A 19545-nucleotide genomic window follows, 5' to 3' on the forward strand; every position below is an offset into this window, starting at 1 on the left:
TGTACATGCTTCGTCAAAGTCTTATCTATCTTGCTTTAAGCATTCTGGTCATTGTCTTTGCCAAATACGCCCATCTGCTGATTGTGTATATCGACATGTTTTATGCCTACGTGAATTTCAAGCTCGCCGCCGTGTTTAGTCACACCGGCATCGGTTTATTGATTCGCAAGGTGATTCTGCTGACCTTGATTCCTATCCTTTTAGCCTCAGTCCCAGCACTCATTTATCGTCCGATTCGAGGCAAACCCATGCCTTATCTGCTTGAGCTGACCTGGTGTCTTTGGTTAATTATTGTATTGAGCAACATACTGATTCATTAAGGATTATCATGGCAAAAATTGTCAGTCAGATTAATACGGCAAGCACGGAGTTTAAACAAAACGCAGCCGCTATGGACGCCCTGGTTTTGCAGTTACGCGGTCTTGTCGAGCAAATCGCCCGGGGCGGCGATGACAAGGCGCGTGCCAGGCATTTAAAGCATGGCAAGCTGTTGCCACGCGAGAGGCTGCAGCAATTGCTGGATCCCGGCAGCCCGTTCCTGGAGTTATCGCAGCTTGCAGCCTATCAGGTGTATGACGACGTCGTCCCCGCGGCCGGCATCATTACCGGCATTGGACGAATCAATGGCACAGAATGCATCATTGTGGTCAATGATGCCACCGTGAAAGGCGGCACCTATTATCCGCTTACGGTTAAAAAGCATTTAAGGGCTCAGGACATCGCACGCACCAACCACCTGCCCTGCGTTTATCTGGTGGATTCCGGCGGCGCCTTTTTACCACGGCAGGATGACGTGTTCCCTGATCGCGATCATTTTGGCCGCATTTTTTATAATCAGGCCACGTTGTCTGCCGAAAACATCCCGCAGATTGCCGTGGTTATGGGTTCGTGTACCGCAGGCGGCGCTTACGTCCCGGCCATGGCCGACGAATCCATCATGGTCCGCAATCAAGCCACCATTTTTTTAGGTGGCCCGCCGCTGGTCAAAGCGGCGACCGGTGAAGTGATCAGCGCCGAAGAACTGGGCGGCGCCGATGTCCATTGCCGTCAATCCGGTGTGGCTGATCATTACGCTGAAAACGATGCCCATGCCCTGTTTCTGGCGCGTCAGGCCATTGCCTTTTTGAATCGCAAAAAGCCGGAGCAGTTAGCCCGCATTGACAGTCGCGAACCCCTGTATGCCGCCCACGAACTCAACGGCATCGTCCCTGCGGACCCGCGCAAACCTTTTGATATCCGTGAAATCATTGCCCGTCTCGTCGATGCCTCCGAATTCGATGAATTCAAAGCCTTGTACGGCACCACCCTGGTTTGCGGTTTTGCCCATCTGTATGGTTACCCTATTGGCATTGTGGCCAACAACGGCATTTTATTCGGTGAAAGCGCATTAAAAGGCGCTCATTTTATCGAACTGTGTGCCCAGCGCGGTATTCCCCTGCTGTTTTTACAGAACATCACCGGCTTTATGGTAGGCAGCAAATACGAAGCCGGCGGCATCGCCAAACATGGGGCCAAAATGGTGACTGCCGTTGCCAATGCCAATGTGCCCAAATTCACTGTCCTTGTCGGCGGCAGTTTTGGTGCCGGCAACTACGCCATGTGCGGACGCGCCTACGAGCCGAGGTTTTTATGGAGCTGGCCCAATGCCCGCATTTCGGTCATGGGCGGCGAGCAGGCCGCCAATGTGCTGGCGCAGGTGAATCGCGACAAGCATGCCAAACAAGGCACCCCCTGGTCAGAGGAGGCTGAAGAAGCCTTTAAAGCTGAACTTCGCGCCCAGTATGAAACGCAGGGCCATCCCTATTATGCCAGCGCCCGTTTATGGGATGACGGGGTCATCGCCCCTGAAGACACCCGGATGGTGTTGGGCTTAAGTCTGTCCGCGGCATTGAATGCCCCCATTTCAGCGACGCGCTTTGGCGTATTTCGCATGTAAGGATAAAACCATGAGCCACCTGTTGCATGAATGCCAGGATCACGTGTCGGTGATCACGTTAAACCGCGTCGAGAAACACAATGCGTTCGATGACACGCTGCTCCACGATTTGCAGAAAACCCTGGATGAGGCCATCGCCAACCCTGACACCCGGGCCCTTATTTTAAAGGCCAACGGCAAGCATTTTTCAGCCGGTGCCGATGCTCACTGGATGCAGCGAATGGCTCATTACACCGAAGAGGAAAACGTCAAGGATGCCCTGGTCCTTGCCCGCGTGATGAACACCCTCTACACGAGCAATAAGCCCACCATCGCCATGGTCCAGGGGGCCGCTTTTGGCGGCGGTGCCGGTTTAGTGGCGGCCTGTGATATTGCTATCGCAGCACAATCCGCGCGCTTTTGCTTTTCCGAGGTTAAGCTTGGCCTGATCCCCGCGGTCATCAGCCCTTACGTCGTCAACGCCGTCGGCGCACGCGTGGCCAAATGGTTGTTCATGAGTGCGGAAATGATCGATGCCGAGCGCGCCAAACAGCTTAATCTGGTCCATCATTGTATTAATGAGGATCAATTGTGGGATTATACCCTGACTTATGCCCAAACGATGACAACACTGGCCCCGCTAGCTGTCTCAGAATGCAAAACACTGATTGACTGCGTTGACGGCAAACCCATCGATGAGGCATTAATCGAAAAAACAGCTGCAATCATTGCAAAAAAACGGGTTTCTGCGGAAGGTCAGCGCGGGCTTCGCGCCTTCCTTAACAAAGAAACCCCCAACTGGAATTAAGGATTTTCATGTTTAACAGAATTCTTATCGCTAACCGCGGCGAAATTGCCTGTCGGGTGATTCGAACCGCTAAAAAAATGGGCATTGAAACCATTGCCGTTTATTCGCTTGCCGATCAAAACAGCCCGTTTGTGCGTCTCGCGGATAAAGCCTATTGCGTGGGTGAGGCCAGCGCCAAAAGCAGTTATTTAAATATCGATGCCATTATCGAAGCCGCCAAAGCATCGGGTGCTGAAGCCATTCATCCCGGTTACGGTTTTCTATCAGAAAATCCGCAATTTGCCCGTGCCTGCGAACAGGCCGGTATTGTGTTCATTGGCCCGAGTGTTTCGGCCATGGAAGCCATGGCATCCAAACAGCTGGCCAAGCAGTTACTGGAAAAAACCTCCGTGCCCCTGACGCCGGGCTATCACGGCAGCGAGCAAAACGATGCGCACCTGCTGAACGAAGCCCGACGCATTGGCTTTCCGGTATTGCTTAAAGCCGCAAGCGGGGGCGGCGGCAAAGGCATGCGTGCCGTGCATCAGGACACTGATTTTCTGCAGGCGCTGGCCGGCGCCCGCCGTGAAGCCATGGCCAGTTTTGCCGACGACACGATGATCATCGAAAAACTGGTGTTAAACCCGCGTCACGTGGAAGTGCAGGTGATGGCCGACAATCATGGGGGAGTCGTCCATCTTTTTGAGCGCGATTGCTCCATTCAAAGGCGTCATCAAAAAATCATTGAAGAAGCCCCGGCCCCCCGTTTAAATGATGACTTGCGTCAACGACTGGCGACAGCGGCCTGTGAGGTGGCGCGCTCCATTGATTATCGTGGCGCAGGCACGGTTGAATTCCTGGTGGATGGCGACAGCGATTTTTATTTTATGGAAATGAATACCCGCCTGCAGGTGGAACATCCGGTCACCGAAAAAATCACCGGTTTTGATCTGGTGGAATGGCAGATTAAAATTGCCGCCAACGCCCCCCTTCCAGCAGCTCAGGACGCCATTCGCCACTCGGGTCATGCGCTGGAATGCCGCATCTATGCGGAAGATCCGCATCAGGGTTTTATTCCCTCCATCGGCGAAATTCATTTTCTAAAAGAGCCTGACGGGAACAACATCCGTATCGACAGTGGTGTGACCTGCGGGTCCAGCATTACCATGTATTACGACCCCATGATTGCCAAATTAATTACCTGGGGAAACACGCGGGATGAAGCCATTCAACACATGCAGCGGGCATTAAGCCATTATGCCATTGGTGGCGTTAAGACCAACATTCCCTTTCTGCAGGCCATTGTTGCCAATGACGCGTTCATTGCTGCCAACCTAAGCACGGATTTCCTGCAACAGCAAGCCATTCATCTGACCGCACCGGATAAAAAACAGGCTTTACTCATGGCTGCCGCCTATGACTATCTGCAATTGCATGGTCATCAGGATCCCTTACTGCGTCAAAGTGTTGCCTGGCAGTCCAATTTACGCAGCCACTGGTACTGCCGTTACGTGACAGGCGAGCAGGCCTATTGCCTTAAAATCGAAGCCGTAAATGAAAGGCAGTTTCAGGTGACTCTGGAAAACGAGCCGCCCCTGACGTTAACCGCAGGTCTTGATGGTGATTGGTTAACATTGGACGACGGCAGACACCAGCAATCGGCCTGGATTAATCACTACCAGGGTAAGTTGTATTGCTACATCAACGGCGGTCCGGTGATTGTTAGTCCCTACCATTGGGACGATTTAGGCCAGCAGGCGGGTCCCAAGGGGCAACTGACTGCCCCCATGCCCGCCACGGTAGTCGCCATTCTTAAAAACAAGGGTGATAAGGTAAAAGAAGGCGAGCGCCTGATTGTGCTTGAAGCCATGAAAATGGAGCACACCATTCATGCACCGAAAAACGGCACCCTGGCGGAATTGTATTATGAAGTCGGTTCCCAGGTTCAGGAAGGCGCACAGTTACTGGCACTACAGGATTAATCAGGCATTTACAGGTCGGTTCGCTTCACTCAAAATGAAATGAACCGAGTTCATCATGTCTACAAAACCGGAATCAGCATGAACTACCCAAACCAAGTGACCCTCGTTGAGGTAGGTCCACGCGATGGACTGCAGAATGAAATTACCTTTGTGTCGACACGAAAAAAAATTGAATTGATTAACCAACTCAGTCAAAGCGGCTTAAAACGGATTGAAGCCACCAGTTTTGTCTCGCCCAAAGCCATTCCACAACTCTCTGACAACCTTGAAGTCTATGCCGGCATCGATAAACCCGCCGGCGTGCAATTTTCCGCGCTGGTTCCCAATACCCGGGGGCTGCAGCGTGCGATCGAGGCGGGAGTGACAGAAATTGCTGTCTTTACCGCAGCCAGCGAAGAATTCAATCGCCGGAACATCAATTGCTCCATCGCAGAAAGCCTCGCACGCATTGCCGAGATAATCCCCTTAGCCCAGGCCCATCAAATCAAAATCCGCGGGTATGTGTCCTGTGTTGTGGGTTGCCCCTACGAAGGGGCCATTGCCCCTGAAAAGGTGCTGGACGTCGCCCGCGAATTGGCACAGATGGGTATTTATGAAATCAGTCTGGGTGACACCATTGGTGTAGCAACCCCCAGACAAACCACTCTGCTGCTTGAGGCGATTCTAAAGCACCTGCCGGCGAAGCAAATCGCCATGCATTTCCATGATACCTACGGTCAGGCCATTGCCAACATCCATACCTCCCTGCAATGCGGCATTACCTGTTTTGACAGTTCCGTCGCCGGCCTCGGCGGCTGCCCTTATGCCCGCGGCGCCAGCGGCAATGTGGCCACCGAAGATGTGCTTTACCTGATGCACGGATTAGGCATTGAAACCGGAGTCGACATTTACAAAATCGTCCATGCCGGCGACATGATTTGCAAAGCCATGTCAAGAAAAAATCAGTCCAAGGTTGCCAATGCTCTTTTAGCCAATCCCTGTTAAAAAGACACCTGCGACAAAACAGCGCCTCTCATCAGGCTTATCGCCAAAGTGAACGACCTGAAGGCAAAAAACGCCGACTGGTTATTCAATAAACTTTTTTTTTATTCTAATATACCTCGCTTGGACGATAAAACACGACACAACAAAAACGACCGGCGCCCGCTTCACGCCCCACGCCGCCCCTCTTTGAACTATCTATCGGTGAGACATGATGACGAGTAACACATTGACAATTGGTTTGGTGCAGGAAAAATGGTATGAAAATCCAGACGAACACCGCGACCGCCTTGCTTCGGGCATCATCACGGCAGCCAAAAAAGGCGCCGAACTGGTTTGCCTGCAGGAATTAACCCTGTCGCCTTATTTCTGTACCCGCAACGACGTGGATGGCAAGCCATACATGGAAGACATTCACACAGGCCCCACGGCGCAGTTTGTCAGCGAGATGGCCAAAACAGCGGGGGTTTGCATTACCGCCTCACTGTTTGAACAAGCCGGGTACAATACCGCGGTGGCCTTCAATGAGCAGGGCAAGCTTATTGCCGTCACCCGCAAACAACACATTCCCAGCGGTGAAAAATACCATGAAGATTATTATTTTAAGCCGGGTGATTCCGACTATCCCATTCATGCCATTGCCGGGCATCGTTTCGGTTTGCCCACCTGCTACGATCAATGGTTTCCAGAATTATCGAGAATTTACGGCTTAAAAGGTGCAGAGGTCTTGGTTTACCCTACCGCCATCGGCGGCGAACCCACAGCCCCTGGATTTGACAGCCAGCCCATGTGGCAAAAAGTTATGGTGGCTCAGGGAATCATGGCCAATACCTTTATGGTGGCTGTGAACCGCATCGGCTGTGAAAACGAATTGGCATTTTATGGCAGCAGTTTCATCAGTAATCCGCTGGGCGAGATCCTGGTTCAAGCCCCTCGCAATGAGCCGGCCGTCCTGGTTGCCCAACTCGATTTCAGTCAGCGCGACTTGTGGGGCCGTCTGTTTCCTTTTCCCAATCAACGTGAACCGAACACTTACCATGCGCTGGCTAAGCCCCGCGGCTTTTTCAAAGGAGAATTAACCTGATGACACACCAAACCTCAACGGACAGCAATTTTTATAATATTTCACATTGGGGTGAAGGTTATTTCACAGTCAATCAGCAGGGTAACATCGAAATCAGTAAACACCCGGATGAAACCGGCGTTGAACTGAAAGCGATTGTGAATGCGGCGAACCGAGCCGGGCTGCAGTTGCCGCTGCTGATTCGCTTTACAGACATTCTCCACGATCGCGTGGCAAAAATTTATGAAGCATTCACACAGGCCATTGAAGAAATTGATTACCAGGGACGCTACACGCTGGTCTATCCCATCAAGGTCAATCAGGAATGTTCTGTGGTTAAGGAACTGCTTAAAGCCCCCGAGCATCAGGTCGGACTTGAGGCCGGCAGCAAACCCGAACTGGTGGCGGTCATCGGCCTGTTAGGCGAAACGCCGTCCACGATCATCTGCAACGGCTACAAAGACGCCTGCTACATCCGTACCGCCTTAATTGCCCAGCAGATGGGCCATCAGGTTTTTATCGTGATTGAAAAGCAATCCGAACTGGAAACCATTCTGAAGGAATCCGCCAAAATGGGCATTCGCCCAAGGATCGGCATCCGCATCCGCCTGGTGACCAAAGGCGCCGGTAAATGGGAAAACACCGGCGGTGCGAAGTCCAAGTTCGGTTTGAATGCGGAACAGGTCTTAACCATTGTCAATCAATTAAAAGACCGCGGTTACCTCGATTGCCTGCAATTAATGCACTGCCATCTGGGCTCACAGATTGCCAACATCCTCGATATCCGCCAGTGCATGCTGGAGGTGGCGCGTTATTATGTCGAGTTACGGCGAATGGGCGCCTTCATTGAAACCGTCGACGTCGGCGGCGGCCTGAGTGTGGATTACGAAGGCACGCGCTCCAGCACCGGCTGCTCGATGAACTACAGTCTTAAGGAATACGCGACCAATATCCTTTTAGCCATGCGTCATCTCTGCGAAGAAAGCGGCATGCCGGAACCCCACATCATTTCCGAATCAGGCCGTGCGCTAACCGCACACCATGCCACGCTGGTCACCAACATCACCGATGTGGAACAGATTAAACCAAAACCGACGCTGCCGCGCATTGCTCCCGATGACTCTCACGTCATCCACGACATCTGGAATACTTACCTCTCCATTGCCGACAGCACGCCAAGCGAAGTGTTTAACTACGCTTCTCATTCGCTCGATGAGGCGCACTCCATGTTCAAACACGGGGTCATGACGCTTGAAGAAAAAGCAAAAGTCGAAGAACTGTTCACTGCCATCTGCCTTGAAATTCAACAACAGCCGCTCGATGAAAATACCCCGGCCGACAGCGAATTGCTGGAAATGATTAATGAACGGTTGGCGGCAAAAATTTTCTGCAACCTGTCTTTCTTCCAATCGATGCCAGATGCCTGGGCTATAGGACAAATCTTCCCGGTGACACCGATCTCGCATCTTAACGAAGAACCGAGCATGCACAGCATTCTGCAGGATTTAACCTGTGACTCTGACGGCACCTTAAAGCAATACACCGGGCGCGACTGGATTTATACTACCCTGATGCTTCCGCCTTATGATCCCAATAATCCCTACGCCATTGCCTTTTTCCTGGTGGGTGCCTATCAGGAAATTTTAGGAAATCTTCATAATCTTTTCGGTGATACCAATTCACTGGACGTTAAACTAAACGGCAATGGTCAATTTGAAATCAAAGATTTAGTCAGCGGCGACACCGTGACCAACGTGCTCAATTACGCGCATTTTGACACTAAAAAACTGCTGCTGTCTTATGAAAAGCAATTACTGAATACCGATCTGCCGGATGAGACCATTCAATTGTATTTGAATGAATTACGCAGTATTTTTACCCAGCAAACGTATCTCGATGGCAATAAAAACAAAGGATAATTATGTCGACTCCAAAACATGATGGTTTCATGATGCCGCCTGAATGGTATCCTCATGCCGGTTGCTGGATGGCCTGGCCCTGCCACCTTCAAACCTGGGAAACGATAGGCCTTGAACGCGCCCGTCACGCCTATGCCAGAGTCGCCAATGCCATTGCCGCCTTTGAACCCCTGACGATGATTGTCAACCCCGGTGATGAAGCCGGGGCAAAGGTCCTTTGCGATAAAAAAATAAGATTGATGTCTTTACCCATCAATGACTCCTGGACCCGGGATACCGGACCGACTTTCCTGCTGGATGGCAATAAGCAATTGGCCGGTGTGGACTGGATTCACAATGCCTGGGGCGGCAATTACGACGAGTATACCCTGGATAACCGCATTGCCGGCGCCATCATCAACGCAACAACGGCCCGTTCATTTAAAGCCCCCTTCGTCATGGAAGGCGGCTCTTTTCATGTCGATGGCGAAGGGACGGTGCTGACCACCCGTGAGTGCCTGCTCAACACCAACCGCAATCCGCATCTGACTGAACAGGACATCGAATCGTACCTCCATGAATACCTCGGTACCCAAAAAGCCATTTGGCTCAACAAAGGCCTTGTGGGCGATGAGACCGATGGTCATGTGGATGAGATCGCCTGTTTTATTGCGCCCGGAAAAGTACTGTGTCTGATTACTCACGACCGCAATGATGAAAATTATCACATCCTGCATGACAATCTGGAAACGCTAAAAACAGCGGTTGACGCACAAGGACGCCGCCTTGACGTCTACACTGTGGAGCAACCCCCGGCCACCTGGATGAACGGTGAGCGCCTGACCTTGTCCTACATCAATTTTTATTTAGCGAATGGCGGCATTGTCATGCCGGCGTTTGGCCATGAAAAGCAGGATAAGGCAGCCTTTCGACTTTTTAGCGAACTTTTCCCCAACCATCGTATCAGCCAGATTGACGCACTCGATGTCTTTGCCGGCGGCGGTGGAATCCATTGCATTACCCAGCAACAACCACGCAGCCAATAATTTGGTTGAGAGGCCCGGAGTATCGTACCATGTTACTTCTGGCCTTGAGGACTTTACGAAAGGAAATCGAACATGAGCAGCATCGTCTGGCAGCCTAAACACCCTGAATCAAGCCGCCTGTGGCATTTCATGCGCTTTGCCGAAAAAAAGCATCAACAGCCCTTTAGCGATTACCAGGCGCTTCACCACTGGTCCATCACTGAACCGGCCCTGTTCTGGCCAACGCTGTGTGATTTTTTGGGGCTTGCGTTTGATACGCCGGCCACCCAAACAGTGAATGACTACGAGCAATTCCTCGATGCCCGCTGGTTTGAGGGCGCAACCTTTAATTTTGCAGAAAAACTGCTGCAACGCCGCGACGATCATCCTGCGTTAGTCAGCCTGAATGAACAGGGGGAACGGCAAGTCATCCGTTATCGGCAGCTTTATGATGCCGTCGCCCGCTGTGCCGCCGGCTTAAAACAAGCCGGCATCAAAACCGGGGATCGGGTCGCTGCCATCATGCCCAATGTGCCCATGACGATTATTGCCATGCTGGCTACGGCCTCCTTAGGCGCCATCTGGTCGTCCTGCTCTCCTGATTTTGGCGCCCAGGCAGCCATCGATCGCCTGGGTCAGGTGGAACCGCGGGTGTTATTCATCAGCGACGGCCATCAGTACATGGGCAAACAGCATGACGCTTCCGATAAAATCAAGGCTGTCTGCGATGCAATCCCTTCGCTAAAACAGGTTATCCTCTGCCCTGTTATCGGCAGCCAGCCTGTCGTTGAAACACCGGTTCCGATTGTCAACTGGGATGATTTTTTAGTGGAAAGCGCCCGTTGTGACTTTGTTTCCCTGCCTTTTGCCCACCCCTTGTATATTCTTTTTTCATCAGGAACAACCGGCAAACCCAAATGCATCGTCCATGGCGCAGGCGGAACGTTGTTGCAACACATGAAAGAATTGGCCCTGCATTGCAATCTCGATGAAAACAGCAACCTGTGTTTTTACACCACCTGCGGCTGGATGATGTGGAACTGGATGGTGTCAGTACTGGCGCTTGGCGCTACCCTGACTTTGTATGAAGGAGCGCCTTCCTACCCCAGCCCCTACCGCCTGTTTGAATTGATTTCGCAGGAAAAGATCACCGCCTTTGGTACCAGCGCCAAGTTTTTATCCGCGGTGGAAAAAGCAGATGCCAGGCCCAATCAACACTTGCAATTTCCCTCCCTGCAAATGATTCTGTCTACCGGCTCTCCCCTGTTGCCGAAAAATTATGATTTTGTGTATGAGTACATCAAAGCAGACGTACAACTTTGCTCCATTTCCGGCGGCACTGACATTGTCTCCTGCTTTGCTCTGGGCAATCCGCTGTTACCCGTTCATCGCGGTGAATTGCAATGCATTGGCTTAGGCATGGCGGTTGAAGTATTCAACGAAAACGGGAAAACCGTCACCGGCGAGCGCGGTGAATTGGTATGCACCAGGCCATTCCCCTCCATGCCGATTTATTTTTGGAACGATGCGGACAAAAAAGCCTATCGGCATGCCTATTTTGATCGCTTTGACAATGTCTGGGCGCATGGGGACTTCGCTGAAATAACCTCGCACCACGGGTTGATCATTTATGGACGCTCCGATGCCGTATTAAATCCCGGCGGTGTTCGCATTGGTACCGCAGAAATTTACCGTCAGGTCGAACGCATCCCCGAAGTCGTCGACAGCATTGTCATTGGCCAGACTTGGGAAGATGATGTGCGCGTCGTCCTCTTCGTCAAATTAAGGGAGGGTCTGACGCTGGATGAGGCACTGCAGGCTAAAATCAAACAAACCATTCGCCACCATGCCTCTCCCCGCCACGTGCCGGCGGTGATTCTTCAAGTCCCTGACATACCGAGAACCATGAGCGGTAAAATTGTCGAAGTGGCGGTCAGGCAAGTGGTGCATGGTCAAACCATTAATAACCTGCAGTCATTGGCCAATCCTGAAGCCTTAAGCTATTTTAAAAACCGGCCTGAGCTGAGTTAATCAGCCAGGGCCATTATGGTTAATTTTTCACCAGCATGATAACATCATTGAATACGCTCACATCAGGGGTCTTTAAATGCCTGAACTTCAATACAAGGGAGAGGCCGTGGTTGTGGCCAACGAGGAAACCACGGAAGCCGATTGGGTCAGCGACATTCCACCCAGGGAACTTTTTATTTCAAATGCCAATCCACTGGGTCAACGATTCGCTTTCAGTCTCGCTGAAATTGACGCCTATGTGAAAGAGCATAACCAACTGGTTAATTTTTACAATATACCCCGGTCTGCCTTTTCGGTCAGTGAAATGAGTGAACTCATTCAGCGAAGCGCGGTTATCGCCAGGTTTATTGAGCGCTTTGTTCATGAGAGCCAACGGTCAGCATCATTAATCAGCGCGGAAACCATTCACCACATGGCATTCCTGGTAAATCACAGCGCCCAGGTCATTGAGGATCCCCTCTTCATCAAGGAAATCAAACAGAAATACACCGAAGAAGAGTTAGAGGATTTACAGGACAACGGCATCAGTATCCATGATTTAGGGCGGGGAATGGCTTTTCAGCAGTTTAAAACCCATTACCAAACCTTATCCGCTGAAGAGCAACAGGCCATAGATCAATTTCCAGGCGTACCCCAGCAATTGCAGCACTACGGGCTTAAAAACAGCTTAAAGACCCTTTTTCAACTGCAGGGCGAGGCCTGCCTTGGCGGCTCTGCCGGTATCTGCCGCGAAATCATTGAGCGAATTAAGTTGTTTGAGCGGGCTAAAGAGGCCCTGATGCAAATGACTCCCGCCGACGAGGTAAAGGACAGCGACACTGAGGGTACAATTCGCTACCGGAATGCGCTCTAATTGTTTGTCAGTTCACCTGTGAAGACGTATCGAGCGAAATGGAATGAAATAGTAATGTGCATTTAAGACTCCCTTAATGTCTTTTCTTTACAATCTGAGCACTTACATTCAACCTGGAATTTCCTTATGGCCACTTATAATGCTCCAAAACCTCGGTACAGTGGTTGGACATGGGCTAAGTTTATTGCTGCCCGCCTTCTTTTTCCCCCTATTATTTGGTGGGACACACTCAAATTAGGAATGAATCATTTGCTGGGTGAATGGGCTGGCGAGCAAGTACTGCCGGCGCAAAAAAGGGAATTTAGTTCTGTAGCAGTAAGTGATGGGACTGTGAGTACTTATAATGATGTAGAGAATCAATTGACCTGTGAGAAGCACACAGTCATTACTCACGATAACGCCAAGTTGGATACATTTGAAATAAAACACGGTACGCAACAAAACAAAGCGCCCAAATACCAGAGGTATATTATCAATCTGGTAGGGAATGCAATGTGTTATGAAGACATCATTCCTGAGATGCAGAAAGATGCGAAGGCACTTCAAGCGAATGTCGTGGGCTTTAATCTTCGCGGTGTCAGGCAAAGCCAAGGCAAACCCAAGTCAAAAAGCGATTTGGTCACTGATGGCATTGCCCAGGTCCAACGGCTGTTGGATCAAGGTGTTTCACCACAAAACATTACCCTGAAGGGTCATTCATTGGGTGCGGGAATAGCCTCTTTGGTCGCCAAACATTTTCATCAACTGGGGCAACCCATCAATGTGTTCAATAGCCGTTCGTTCTCTTCCATTACCAATTTTGTCGTAGGGCAACTCCGTTTAAAGCGGAATGAACTAGGTAACCCAGAAAATGGTCATACAAACACCACAGGTGGAATAATAGCTGGATGGTTGCTTAAACCGTTCATAAAATTAGGCGTTTCTTTAGTTAAATGGGAAATGAATGCCGGTAGTGCATTTAATAGCATTCCTGAAGCCTATAGAGACTATATCGTCGTGAGAACGCGAAAAAATAGCCGGCATGACAGTCGTGATGACATCACCATTCCTCATTATGCCTCCATCCATAACGAGTTGAGTGCAGAACGTCGCAAGAAAAAAGCCGCGCTTGATAAAGAAATTAACACTCTCGATAAACTCATTCAGTCAGGCGATCCACTCGCTAAGCATCAGTTGCTCAGCGCAAAAGAAAAGTTGATTGAAGCCAGAGAACGAATCAAGAGCGATAGGAAAATGGAAGCAGCTCCACAGCAAAACGGTCATGTTACCCCTTGGGCAGATTTGACAAATCGCTCCGGTAAGAGTGCGCGGACTTTCTTTAGAGAGTTTGTTAAACGTACAGCAGAAGATCATGCTGTACAGATTGCACCAAACCATTAGAATGGATTGCCAGCATCTCCACTCCAGGGGTGGGGATGCTTCCTGTTCATAAACTCAACTGACATAAACCCTGACGTCCATCCCTTCTCGTCAACGAGTCAGCATTCCGTTTCCCAACTGCCGACTTATTTTACAAACACTTTAAATCCCTTGCCCAGCTCACAGCGCATTTGAAATTCTCGGACTTTGCTGTAATCGACAGCACGCATCAGCGTGATTTTGACCGTGGCAGTGCCGCTGGCATGGAGTTCAAATTTACTGTAGCCAAACACGGCTTCGCCCGGCAGAGAAGGATCATTTAAAGTAAAATGCCGATCCGAGGCGGTCACTTTGCTACCATTTACGAGCATGACGGCATTCGGCGTGATCGCGGTAGTGACATCGGCGGAAGGAATATCCGATTCGCAGGCATTTAATGCTGTGACAAAACTCAAGGCCTTCCCCTGCTTCACCGCGTCAGCCACCTCCGCAAAGGAAGACAAATCGGAAGCCTCGGCGGATAAAGCCAATAAGGCGGCTGCTAATCCTGTTGCGGTTTTCATTCAGTCATTCTCCCTATCACTTGAAGGGTCCTAGACTGCCAAAAAGTCGCAGTACTGTCAAACATTGAAAGAGGAATGATGCCCCTGACAATGGACACTTTCGTTAAAGGCAGGCTGGGTGTCCATTTCGGCAGGGACAGGCCTTTCGCTTCCGTTTAATTCGTTTAACAAATCCCTGACCATGGTTTTTTCAATCGTGGGCAGTTTATTTAACAACTGAATGACTTCCGCTATTCCCAGCCTGTTTTCAGGGTAGGGATTTAACAAGCCCGCAATGATTTTACGCATCAGCAAGGGGACATTGTTATTAACGAAGAGGTTTTGCAGTTCCTGTTTGATGCGCTGATGAAGCACCTCCATAAAGGAGGATAACTCATTTGGAAAATGCAGTTCCCCCCCCCAGTAAATGACATTGCCCGGGTAGGCGGACCTCAGCACATAATCCAGTGTTTGCGAACCCTCCAGGAAAGCAGATAACAGCATCCCCAGGCGCCATGCGTCGATGGAGCGGCTGGCATTGACATCGCCGAGATCGGTGTCCTTTTGGAATAATTCGGGTGCAAGCGGTTTCGATAATACCGAACTTTTATAAAAATCCTGTGACCCATAATGAACCGCACACCCAAAATCGGTTAACAACACCGCTGCCTCGCGGGTTAACAACACATTTTTAAGCTGTACATCGCGGTGATAAATATCGCGTGCGTGCAGGGTCGATAAGGTTCGGGTCAATTCCCTGGCAATGTAAATGAGCAGCAGATTACTCGTTTTCAAACGCAGGTTTTGATGAGAGGTCAAGCTGATTTCTGCCTGACATCCCCTCTCTATCCAGGGATCTTCGGCATGGGGATTAAAAAACGTGGCTGTATGCGGCTCACTGAATAATTTGATCAGATTCTCAGGCAGTTCATATTCCGTGACGATGTTAAAGTCGGGCGATGCGGTATTAACTCCGACGACAGGGGTCTTTGACGCTCTGATGGGATTGGCCTGATAATCGCAGCGTAGTAGTGCACTCTGCAGAGAGTGGGGTAAAGGACAACCCGCGCGTCCTCGTTTATAGAGGCGTTCCGTGAGATCTTCAGCATCGCCCAAATCGGCAAGCGGCATGATGCTGACAATCACCTCATTCCCCGTTTTATCATTCACAAGAAAAGTCTCCAAGGGAAAGATTACCCCATCAATGCCCTTCAGGTGCTCAATCAAATGATTCTCAAGCTCGGCAATTTCCATGACATTGAATTTGGACTGAGCACCGCCATAGCCCTTTTTCATTTTTTTAATGACAAGGTACCTGCCGTCTTCATCACGGACTAACCGAACCCGTCCAAATGAGCCGCGCCCCAACTCCACCTTTCCCGTTTTTTCCAAACCAGTTTGCTGGTGTAGCTGCCGCGCCTCCTCTGCATCGAGGGTACCCATGAATTCATAACGCCTGTCCGCTGGCGAAATGAAGCAGGTATGACGCATGCCTTCGTGTTTCCTTTTATCAAGACGCTCGCCTCGCTTAAGCGCAGGACAGGGCGTAAAAAATGTTCCTTTTTTCATTAAGCTTAACCATAAACGCATGCCTCGATGGATACACCACTTGGCAAGTTAGAAACCATTATGATCAAGTTGTATCACTGTATGGGTTGGATTTAAAGAGCCCGGTAACAAAATCCACCAAGTGGGCTTAGTTTGCCTGCTTCCTTTAGAAGGATTTCTGCCTCCGTCGCAATACGGTGTTTAAAGAGGATGAATTTATTTTTGATAATTTCAGCGTAGCGCTCGTTTTTATTAATTGAAGCAAATTTTCCTTGTTTCTGCAGGGTTATACTTGCTTCCCAATTGATCTTCAGCGCTATGAAATCCTGGTTCCTGCAGGATTGCTGCGGGTACTTTTCTTCAGTTTTTTATATTGTCTCGTAACAAACGCGCTTTCCATGGTCAAAAATGACTCTGCCCTAGCTAGTTACTGGGCGAGAGCCGTGGACCCTGCCCATCATAACGACTGTCATTAACAAATTTCAGCCTGCTGCAATATTTGAATAATCTGATTTTTTGATAATGTTCTTTTGAGTGACTCTTCGAGTTTATTTTTCATCTTAAGAAAATACCCTTCTACCGTTCGATGAGAAATATTGACCTCTTTAGCGATTTGCTTGGAGGTGTAACCTTTAACTAACAATGAGGCACATAAACCTTGTTTTCGGGTTAGATAAAGATCCTGAGATTCATTGAATAGAAAGTACCGATCCACTTTGGTTTCTTCAAGAAATTGTGCTCGTGCTTTATCGGAGAGACTGAGGTAATTTATTTTATTGGGACTGATGGATTGCTGTTCAGGGAGTACTATTCTATTTTTAGACGCTTCATCGATAAGTGGTTTTGCCTTATCGTTAAAGTAATGGATGAATCGTTGCAATAAGTCTATGTTGGCGATATAAAAATTATTCATCCCATATTGAGCAGGGGTGGAAGCAAAAATATAAATGTACGTTGCCTTGGCGGTTTTAGACACAAAACTGATGCCGTTATCAATATTAAAATCCCTACCCTGGAAATAAGCAGGATCTTTCTTGTCCAACTCCGTCCACAAATAAAACCCCTTGGGTAAAAGATGTTCTATATCCACAATACTGGAGGATTGAAATAAGGCATTTTCATAAAAATGCTTAATCCAGGGAGCATGACTCGCCAGCAATTCACGTGAGCAGTCGTCATTGTAAACTTTAATGTAATTAAAATACGATACGCCTAACAATTTAAGGGCTGGACTACAAATCTCCTGTACATTATGTGCACTTTGCAATGCATGATGCCGCTCTAAATTGATCCCCTTCATATATCTTCCTATTTTACAGATTAAGTCATTTGGATAGCGATGAAAAATTAAAAATACTTTATTTGATATATAGAAGCCTAATTTTCTAGTTTATTAGGTTCTGAACAAATAGAATAATCATAAACACGCCACTTACAAAAAAGTAAGTGAATCCTAAATTGTTTTTACTTTAATGTAAATAATATTTATTAAAAATATTACTAGATCGCCCCCAAACTCAAAAACAAGTAAGAAATATGGACAGACTTAAAGAATCAATTTGTCCGGAAAGGATTATAACTAACGCTATAATCATAAATTTCAATTCCTTCCCTTACTTTTAATTGATTTGCAAGGTAATTTGCAGGCCCTGAGATAACAATTGCGAATATAATTTTATAGGAATAGGCATATAGAATAAGAGTAATTATTTCCTTACAATTTAATGTCCCATATAAGGCTAATGGGACAGAAATAAATAACATAATTAATTCGCCAATTGCTGATGAGCAAATGCTTCTAAGCCAAAAAATTTTCCCATGTGTAATAATTTTCCATTTTGAAATAATTATGGAATTTATAAAGGCACCTGCTAATACACCAACCATTTCACTGGATAGAGAACGCCATAGTGAACCCAATACAATATTGTATGATTCTTCTTGATTTGGGATCGGTGAAGGTGCCTGAATAGCAAAAAAGACCAATAAAACAAAAAGATAATCACATAAGAATACAAACCAAATAATTTTTTTGGCTGTTCTGAATCCATACACCTCGGTAATAATATCATTCCATGTATAAGTAATGGGGAAGATCAATGAAGCCGCAGCACCAAAAAAAAATTTCAATTGAATAATTTTGAAAGATAAGACAAGGGAGGCTAACTCACACGCCAAATAAGTCATTGAAAGAAAAGTAATATATTTATACGAATTAATGCTATAAGCATCAGTATTTTTTATTTGAATTAATTGATTTAACATTTGAACTACTTATTCTTAATGAGTTTTAAAATAGGTTTGTTGGAAGTTCTTAGCTGGGGCTTTTTCCTTATGTCTTTTCCATTTTTTAAAGCAGCAAGGAATCCGATATAAAATGCTTGCGAAGCATTAAATAGCGTGATTTTTTTGCTTTTTGCCAACTCAATAGGATCCATTTTTGATACTAAACCAGTATATGAATTCTGATAAGTAATTTCTCCATATCGGTCTTGATAAATTATCCTATAGTCTGAGTTTTTATCACAATAAATTTCAGATTCATCAGTATATAGTTTATTCCCGAATTCTTTTCTTACATTCCAATTTTTCCCAAAATAATAGCCAAGCCAGCATGCTTGATGAGGTGGTAGAGAGCATATGATATATTTATCTTGCCCAATATCTTCTATGGTAGTAATTATTGTCACCCCTTTTCCATGACAGGATATTACAACTTGATTAGTACATTCATTTATCTCTTCAACTCTGTAAAGATAATTTTTTTCTGGAAAATATAATTTTATAAAATTTATAAAAAAATTAAAAAATTTAATCAAATACAACATATTAACTTCTTCTAAGATGGTGCATAGAAAGAACAACTACACCAATGATTTCGTGTTCAATCTCAATAAAATTGAGTGCTTCTGAATTTTGCATAAGAGGTAATAATTTTGTTGTTGGAGGGTCAATCATTAGTTCACGAAGAGAAACAGCATCGTTTGTTTTAATCTTAACCAGAACTAAATCTCCATCCATTGGATTACATACAGGATCAATTATGAAAAATGTTCCAATAGGAAATCTCGGTTGCATAGATGGACGACTTTCAAGTGCAAACGCATTAAAGCTAATATTATCTAAAGAAACCAAGGGGATTGGTAACCAATGAGTCCAATTCTGACTATTAATTGAATTTAAAAGAATATTGTCTGTAACCTGCTCCCATGTAATTATTGGAACGGCTTTTTGGTTATTATTGGATTTTGATAATTTGTGGGTTAACAAGGTATCTAGACTGACATTAAAATAAGCAGCAATTAACTTTAAAGTCGAAAGTCTTGGGTCAGTAGTATATCCACTAACTAACCTATGAATAGTGTTATAGGGAATTTGCAATGCTCGGGCTAAATCACTTTCAGAAACACCACTATTCTTCATTAATGCCGAGAGATTTTTTGATAAGCTTTCATTAGGATTTAAATGATTCTCTTTTATCAACTCTTTCAAAATGACTCTCTACCTTTGTACATATTACAAAATTAGCATCACTTTACTATAAAGTAAATAATAATGAGA

Annotated in this window: 17 protein-coding genes; 11 read left to right on the top strand and 6 right to left on the bottom strand. The window is 47.4% G+C overall.

Annotated features, from left to right (window positions below; all coding sequences use genetic code 11):
* Positions 1 to 5 precede the first annotated feature (5 nt).
* The 11 genes from DYE45_RS10885 to DYE45_RS10935 all read left to right on the top strand — a co-directional run bounded on the left by DYE45_RS10885 (position 6) and on the right by DYE45_RS10935 (position 13915).
* The gene (locus DYE45_RS10885) at positions 6 to 320 is read left to right on the top strand and encodes a hypothetical protein (RefSeq protein WP_058531116.1); all 315 of its coding nucleotides are present in this window, start codon (positions 6 to 8) and stop codon (positions 318 to 320) included.
* An 8-nt stretch (positions 321 to 328) separates the two neighbouring features.
* Positions 329 to 1936 (top strand): carboxyl transferase domain-containing protein, encoded by a 1608-nt coding sequence (locus DYE45_RS10890; RefSeq protein ID WP_108290523.1) that lies wholly within the window; start codon positions 329 to 331, stop codon positions 1934 to 1936.
* 10 nt (positions 1937 to 1946) lie between these two features.
* The gene (locus tag DYE45_RS10895; protein WP_108290525.1) at positions 1947 to 2723 is read left to right on the top strand and encodes an enoyl-CoA hydratase-related protein; all 777 of its coding nucleotides are present in this window, start codon (positions 1947 to 1949) and stop codon (positions 2721 to 2723) included.
* Positions 2724 to 2731: 8 nt separating this feature from the next.
* A complete protein-coding gene (locus DYE45_RS10900; protein WP_115300902.1) occupies positions 2732 to 4684 on the top strand; it encodes an acetyl-CoA carboxylase biotin carboxylase subunit in 1953 nt (650 codons plus the stop codon).
* A 78-nt stretch (positions 4685 to 4762) separates the two neighbouring features.
* Positions 4763 to 5668, top strand: a complete 906-nt coding sequence (locus DYE45_RS10905; RefSeq protein WP_108290755.1) for a hydroxymethylglutaryl-CoA lyase — start codon at positions 4763 to 4765, stop codon at positions 5666 to 5668.
* 211 nt (positions 5669 to 5879) lie between these two features.
* Entirely contained in the window at positions 5880 to 6749 is an 870-nt protein-coding gene (locus tag DYE45_RS10910; protein WP_108290529.1) for a carbon-nitrogen hydrolase, read from the top strand.
* The gene (gene speA, locus DYE45_RS10915; RefSeq protein WP_108290531.1) at positions 6749 to 8647 is read left to right on the top strand and encodes a biosynthetic arginine decarboxylase; all 1899 of its coding nucleotides are present in this window, start codon (positions 6749 to 6751) and stop codon (positions 8645 to 8647) included. Before DYE45_RS10910 ends, speA begins: the two co-directional genes overlap by 1 nt.
* A gap of 2 nt (positions 8648 to 8649) precedes the next feature.
* Entirely contained in the window at positions 8650 to 9672 is a 1023-nt protein-coding gene (locus tag DYE45_RS10920) for an agmatine deiminase family protein (protein WP_115300903.1), read from the top strand.
* Positions 9673 to 9744: 72 nt separating this feature from the next.
* Positions 9745 to 11682 (top strand): acetoacetate--CoA ligase, encoded by a 1938-nt coding sequence (locus DYE45_RS10925; RefSeq protein ID WP_115300904.1) that lies wholly within the window; start codon positions 9745 to 9747, stop codon positions 11680 to 11682.
* Between the two features lie 76 nt (positions 11683 to 11758).
* Complete coding sequence (locus DYE45_RS10930; RefSeq protein WP_108290537.1) at positions 11759 to 12535, top strand: hypothetical protein; 777 nt, start codon at positions 11759 to 11761, stop codon at positions 12533 to 12535.
* A gap of 126 nt (positions 12536 to 12661) precedes the next feature.
* Positions 12662 to 13915 carry an alpha/beta fold hydrolase gene (locus DYE45_RS10935; RefSeq protein ID WP_108290539.1) on the top strand — a complete coding sequence of 418 codons (1254 nt, stop codon included), beginning with the start codon at positions 12662 to 12664 and terminating at the stop codon, positions 13913 to 13915.
* A gap of 125 nt (positions 13916 to 14040) precedes the next feature.
* Here the strand turns inward: DYE45_RS10935 and DYE45_RS10940 are convergent, their stop codons facing one another.
* From DYE45_RS10940 to DYE45_RS10965, 6 genes are all read right to left on the bottom strand, one after another.
* The gene (locus DYE45_RS10940) at positions 14041 to 14457 is read right to left on the bottom strand and encodes a VirK family protein (RefSeq protein WP_108290541.1); all 417 of its coding nucleotides are present in this window, start codon (positions 14455 to 14457) and stop codon (positions 14041 to 14043) included.
* Between the two features lie 57 nt (positions 14458 to 14514).
* The gene (locus DYE45_RS10945; protein WP_160160730.1) at positions 14515 to 16005 is read right to left on the bottom strand and encodes a protein kinase domain-containing protein; all 1491 of its coding nucleotides are present in this window, start codon (positions 16003 to 16005) and stop codon (positions 14515 to 14517) included.
* Between the two features lie 451 nt (positions 16006 to 16456).
* The gene (locus DYE45_RS10950) at positions 16457 to 17284 is read right to left on the bottom strand and encodes a LuxR C-terminal-related transcriptional regulator (RefSeq protein WP_108290545.1); all 828 of its coding nucleotides are present in this window, start codon (positions 17282 to 17284) and stop codon (positions 16457 to 16459) included.
* A gap of 254 nt (positions 17285 to 17538) precedes the next feature.
* A complete protein-coding gene (locus tag DYE45_RS10955) occupies positions 17539 to 18249 on the bottom strand; it encodes a queuosine precursor transporter (protein WP_115300906.1) in 711 nt (236 codons plus the stop codon).
* 5 nt (positions 18250 to 18254) lie between these two features.
* Positions 18255 to 18812 (bottom strand): phosphoheptose isomerase, encoded by a 558-nt coding sequence (locus tag DYE45_RS10960; protein ID WP_115300907.1) that lies wholly within the window; start codon positions 18810 to 18812, stop codon positions 18255 to 18257.
* A 1-nt stretch (position 18813) separates the two neighbouring features.
* The gene (locus DYE45_RS10965; RefSeq protein ID WP_242602619.1) at positions 18814 to 19476 is read right to left on the bottom strand and encodes a helix-turn-helix domain-containing protein; all 663 of its coding nucleotides are present in this window, start codon (positions 19474 to 19476) and stop codon (positions 18814 to 18816) included.
* Between the last annotated feature and the right edge of the window lie 69 nt (positions 19477 to 19545).

The sequence above is a fragment of the Legionella taurinensis genome (genome assembly GCF_900452865.1).
GTDB lineage: Bacteria > Pseudomonadota > Gammaproteobacteria > Legionellales > Legionellaceae > Legionella_C > Legionella_C taurinensis.

Excerpts from the sequence above, each read along its gene's own strand:
- DYE45_RS10930 (WP_108290537.1), top strand. The coding sequence starts at position 11,759 with ATGCCTGAACTTCAATACAAGGGAGAGGCCGTGGTTGTGGCCAACGAG.
- DYE45_RS10905 (WP_108290755.1), top strand. The coding sequence starts at position 4,763 with ATGAACTACCCAAACCAAGTGACCCTCGTTGAGGTAGGTCCACGCGAT.
- DYE45_RS10920 (WP_115300903.1), top strand. The coding sequence starts at position 8,650 with ATGTCGACTCCAAAACATGATGGTTTCATGATGCCGCCTGAATGGTAT.
- speA (WP_108290531.1), top strand. The coding sequence starts at position 6,749 with ATGACACACCAAACCTCAACGGACAGCAATTTTTATAATATTTCACAT.
- DYE45_RS10885 (WP_058531116.1), top strand. The coding sequence starts at position 6 with ATGCTTCGTCAAAGTCTTATCTATCTTGCTTTAAGCATTCTGGTCATT.
- DYE45_RS10890 (WP_108290523.1), top strand. The coding sequence starts at position 329 with ATGGCAAAAATTGTCAGTCAGATTAATACGGCAAGCACGGAGTTTAAA.
- DYE45_RS10955 (WP_115300906.1), bottom strand. The coding sequence starts at position 18,249 with ATGTTAAATCAATTAATTCAAATAAAAAATACTGATGCTTATAGCATT.
- DYE45_RS10950 (WP_108290545.1), bottom strand. The coding sequence starts at position 17,284 with ATGAAGGGGATCAATTTAGAGCGGCATCATGCATTGCAAAGTGCACAT.
- DYE45_RS10910 (WP_108290529.1), top strand. The coding sequence starts at position 5,880 with ATGACGAGTAACACATTGACAATTGGTTTGGTGCAGGAAAAATGGTAT.
- DYE45_RS10900 (WP_115300902.1), top strand. The coding sequence starts at position 2,732 with ATGTTTAACAGAATTCTTATCGCTAACCGCGGCGAAATTGCCTGTCGG.
- DYE45_RS10895 (WP_108290525.1), top strand. The coding sequence starts at position 1,947 with ATGAGCCACCTGTTGCATGAATGCCAGGATCACGTGTCGGTGATCACG.
- DYE45_RS10945 (WP_160160730.1), bottom strand. The coding sequence starts at position 16,005 with ATGAAAAAAGGAACATTTTTTACGCCCTGTCCTGCGCTTAAGCGAGGC.
- DYE45_RS10940 (WP_108290541.1), bottom strand. The coding sequence starts at position 14,457 with ATGAAAACCGCAACAGGATTAGCAGCCGCCTTATTGGCTTTATCCGCC.
- DYE45_RS10925 (WP_115300904.1), top strand. The coding sequence starts at position 9,745 with ATGAGCAGCATCGTCTGGCAGCCTAAACACCCTGAATCAAGCCGCCTG.
- DYE45_RS10935 (WP_108290539.1), top strand. The coding sequence starts at position 12,662 with ATGGCCACTTATAATGCTCCAAAACCTCGGTACAGTGGTTGGACATGG.
- DYE45_RS10960 (WP_115300907.1), bottom strand. The coding sequence starts at position 18,812 with ATGTTGTATTTGATTAAATTTTTTAATTTTTTTATAAATTTTATAAAA.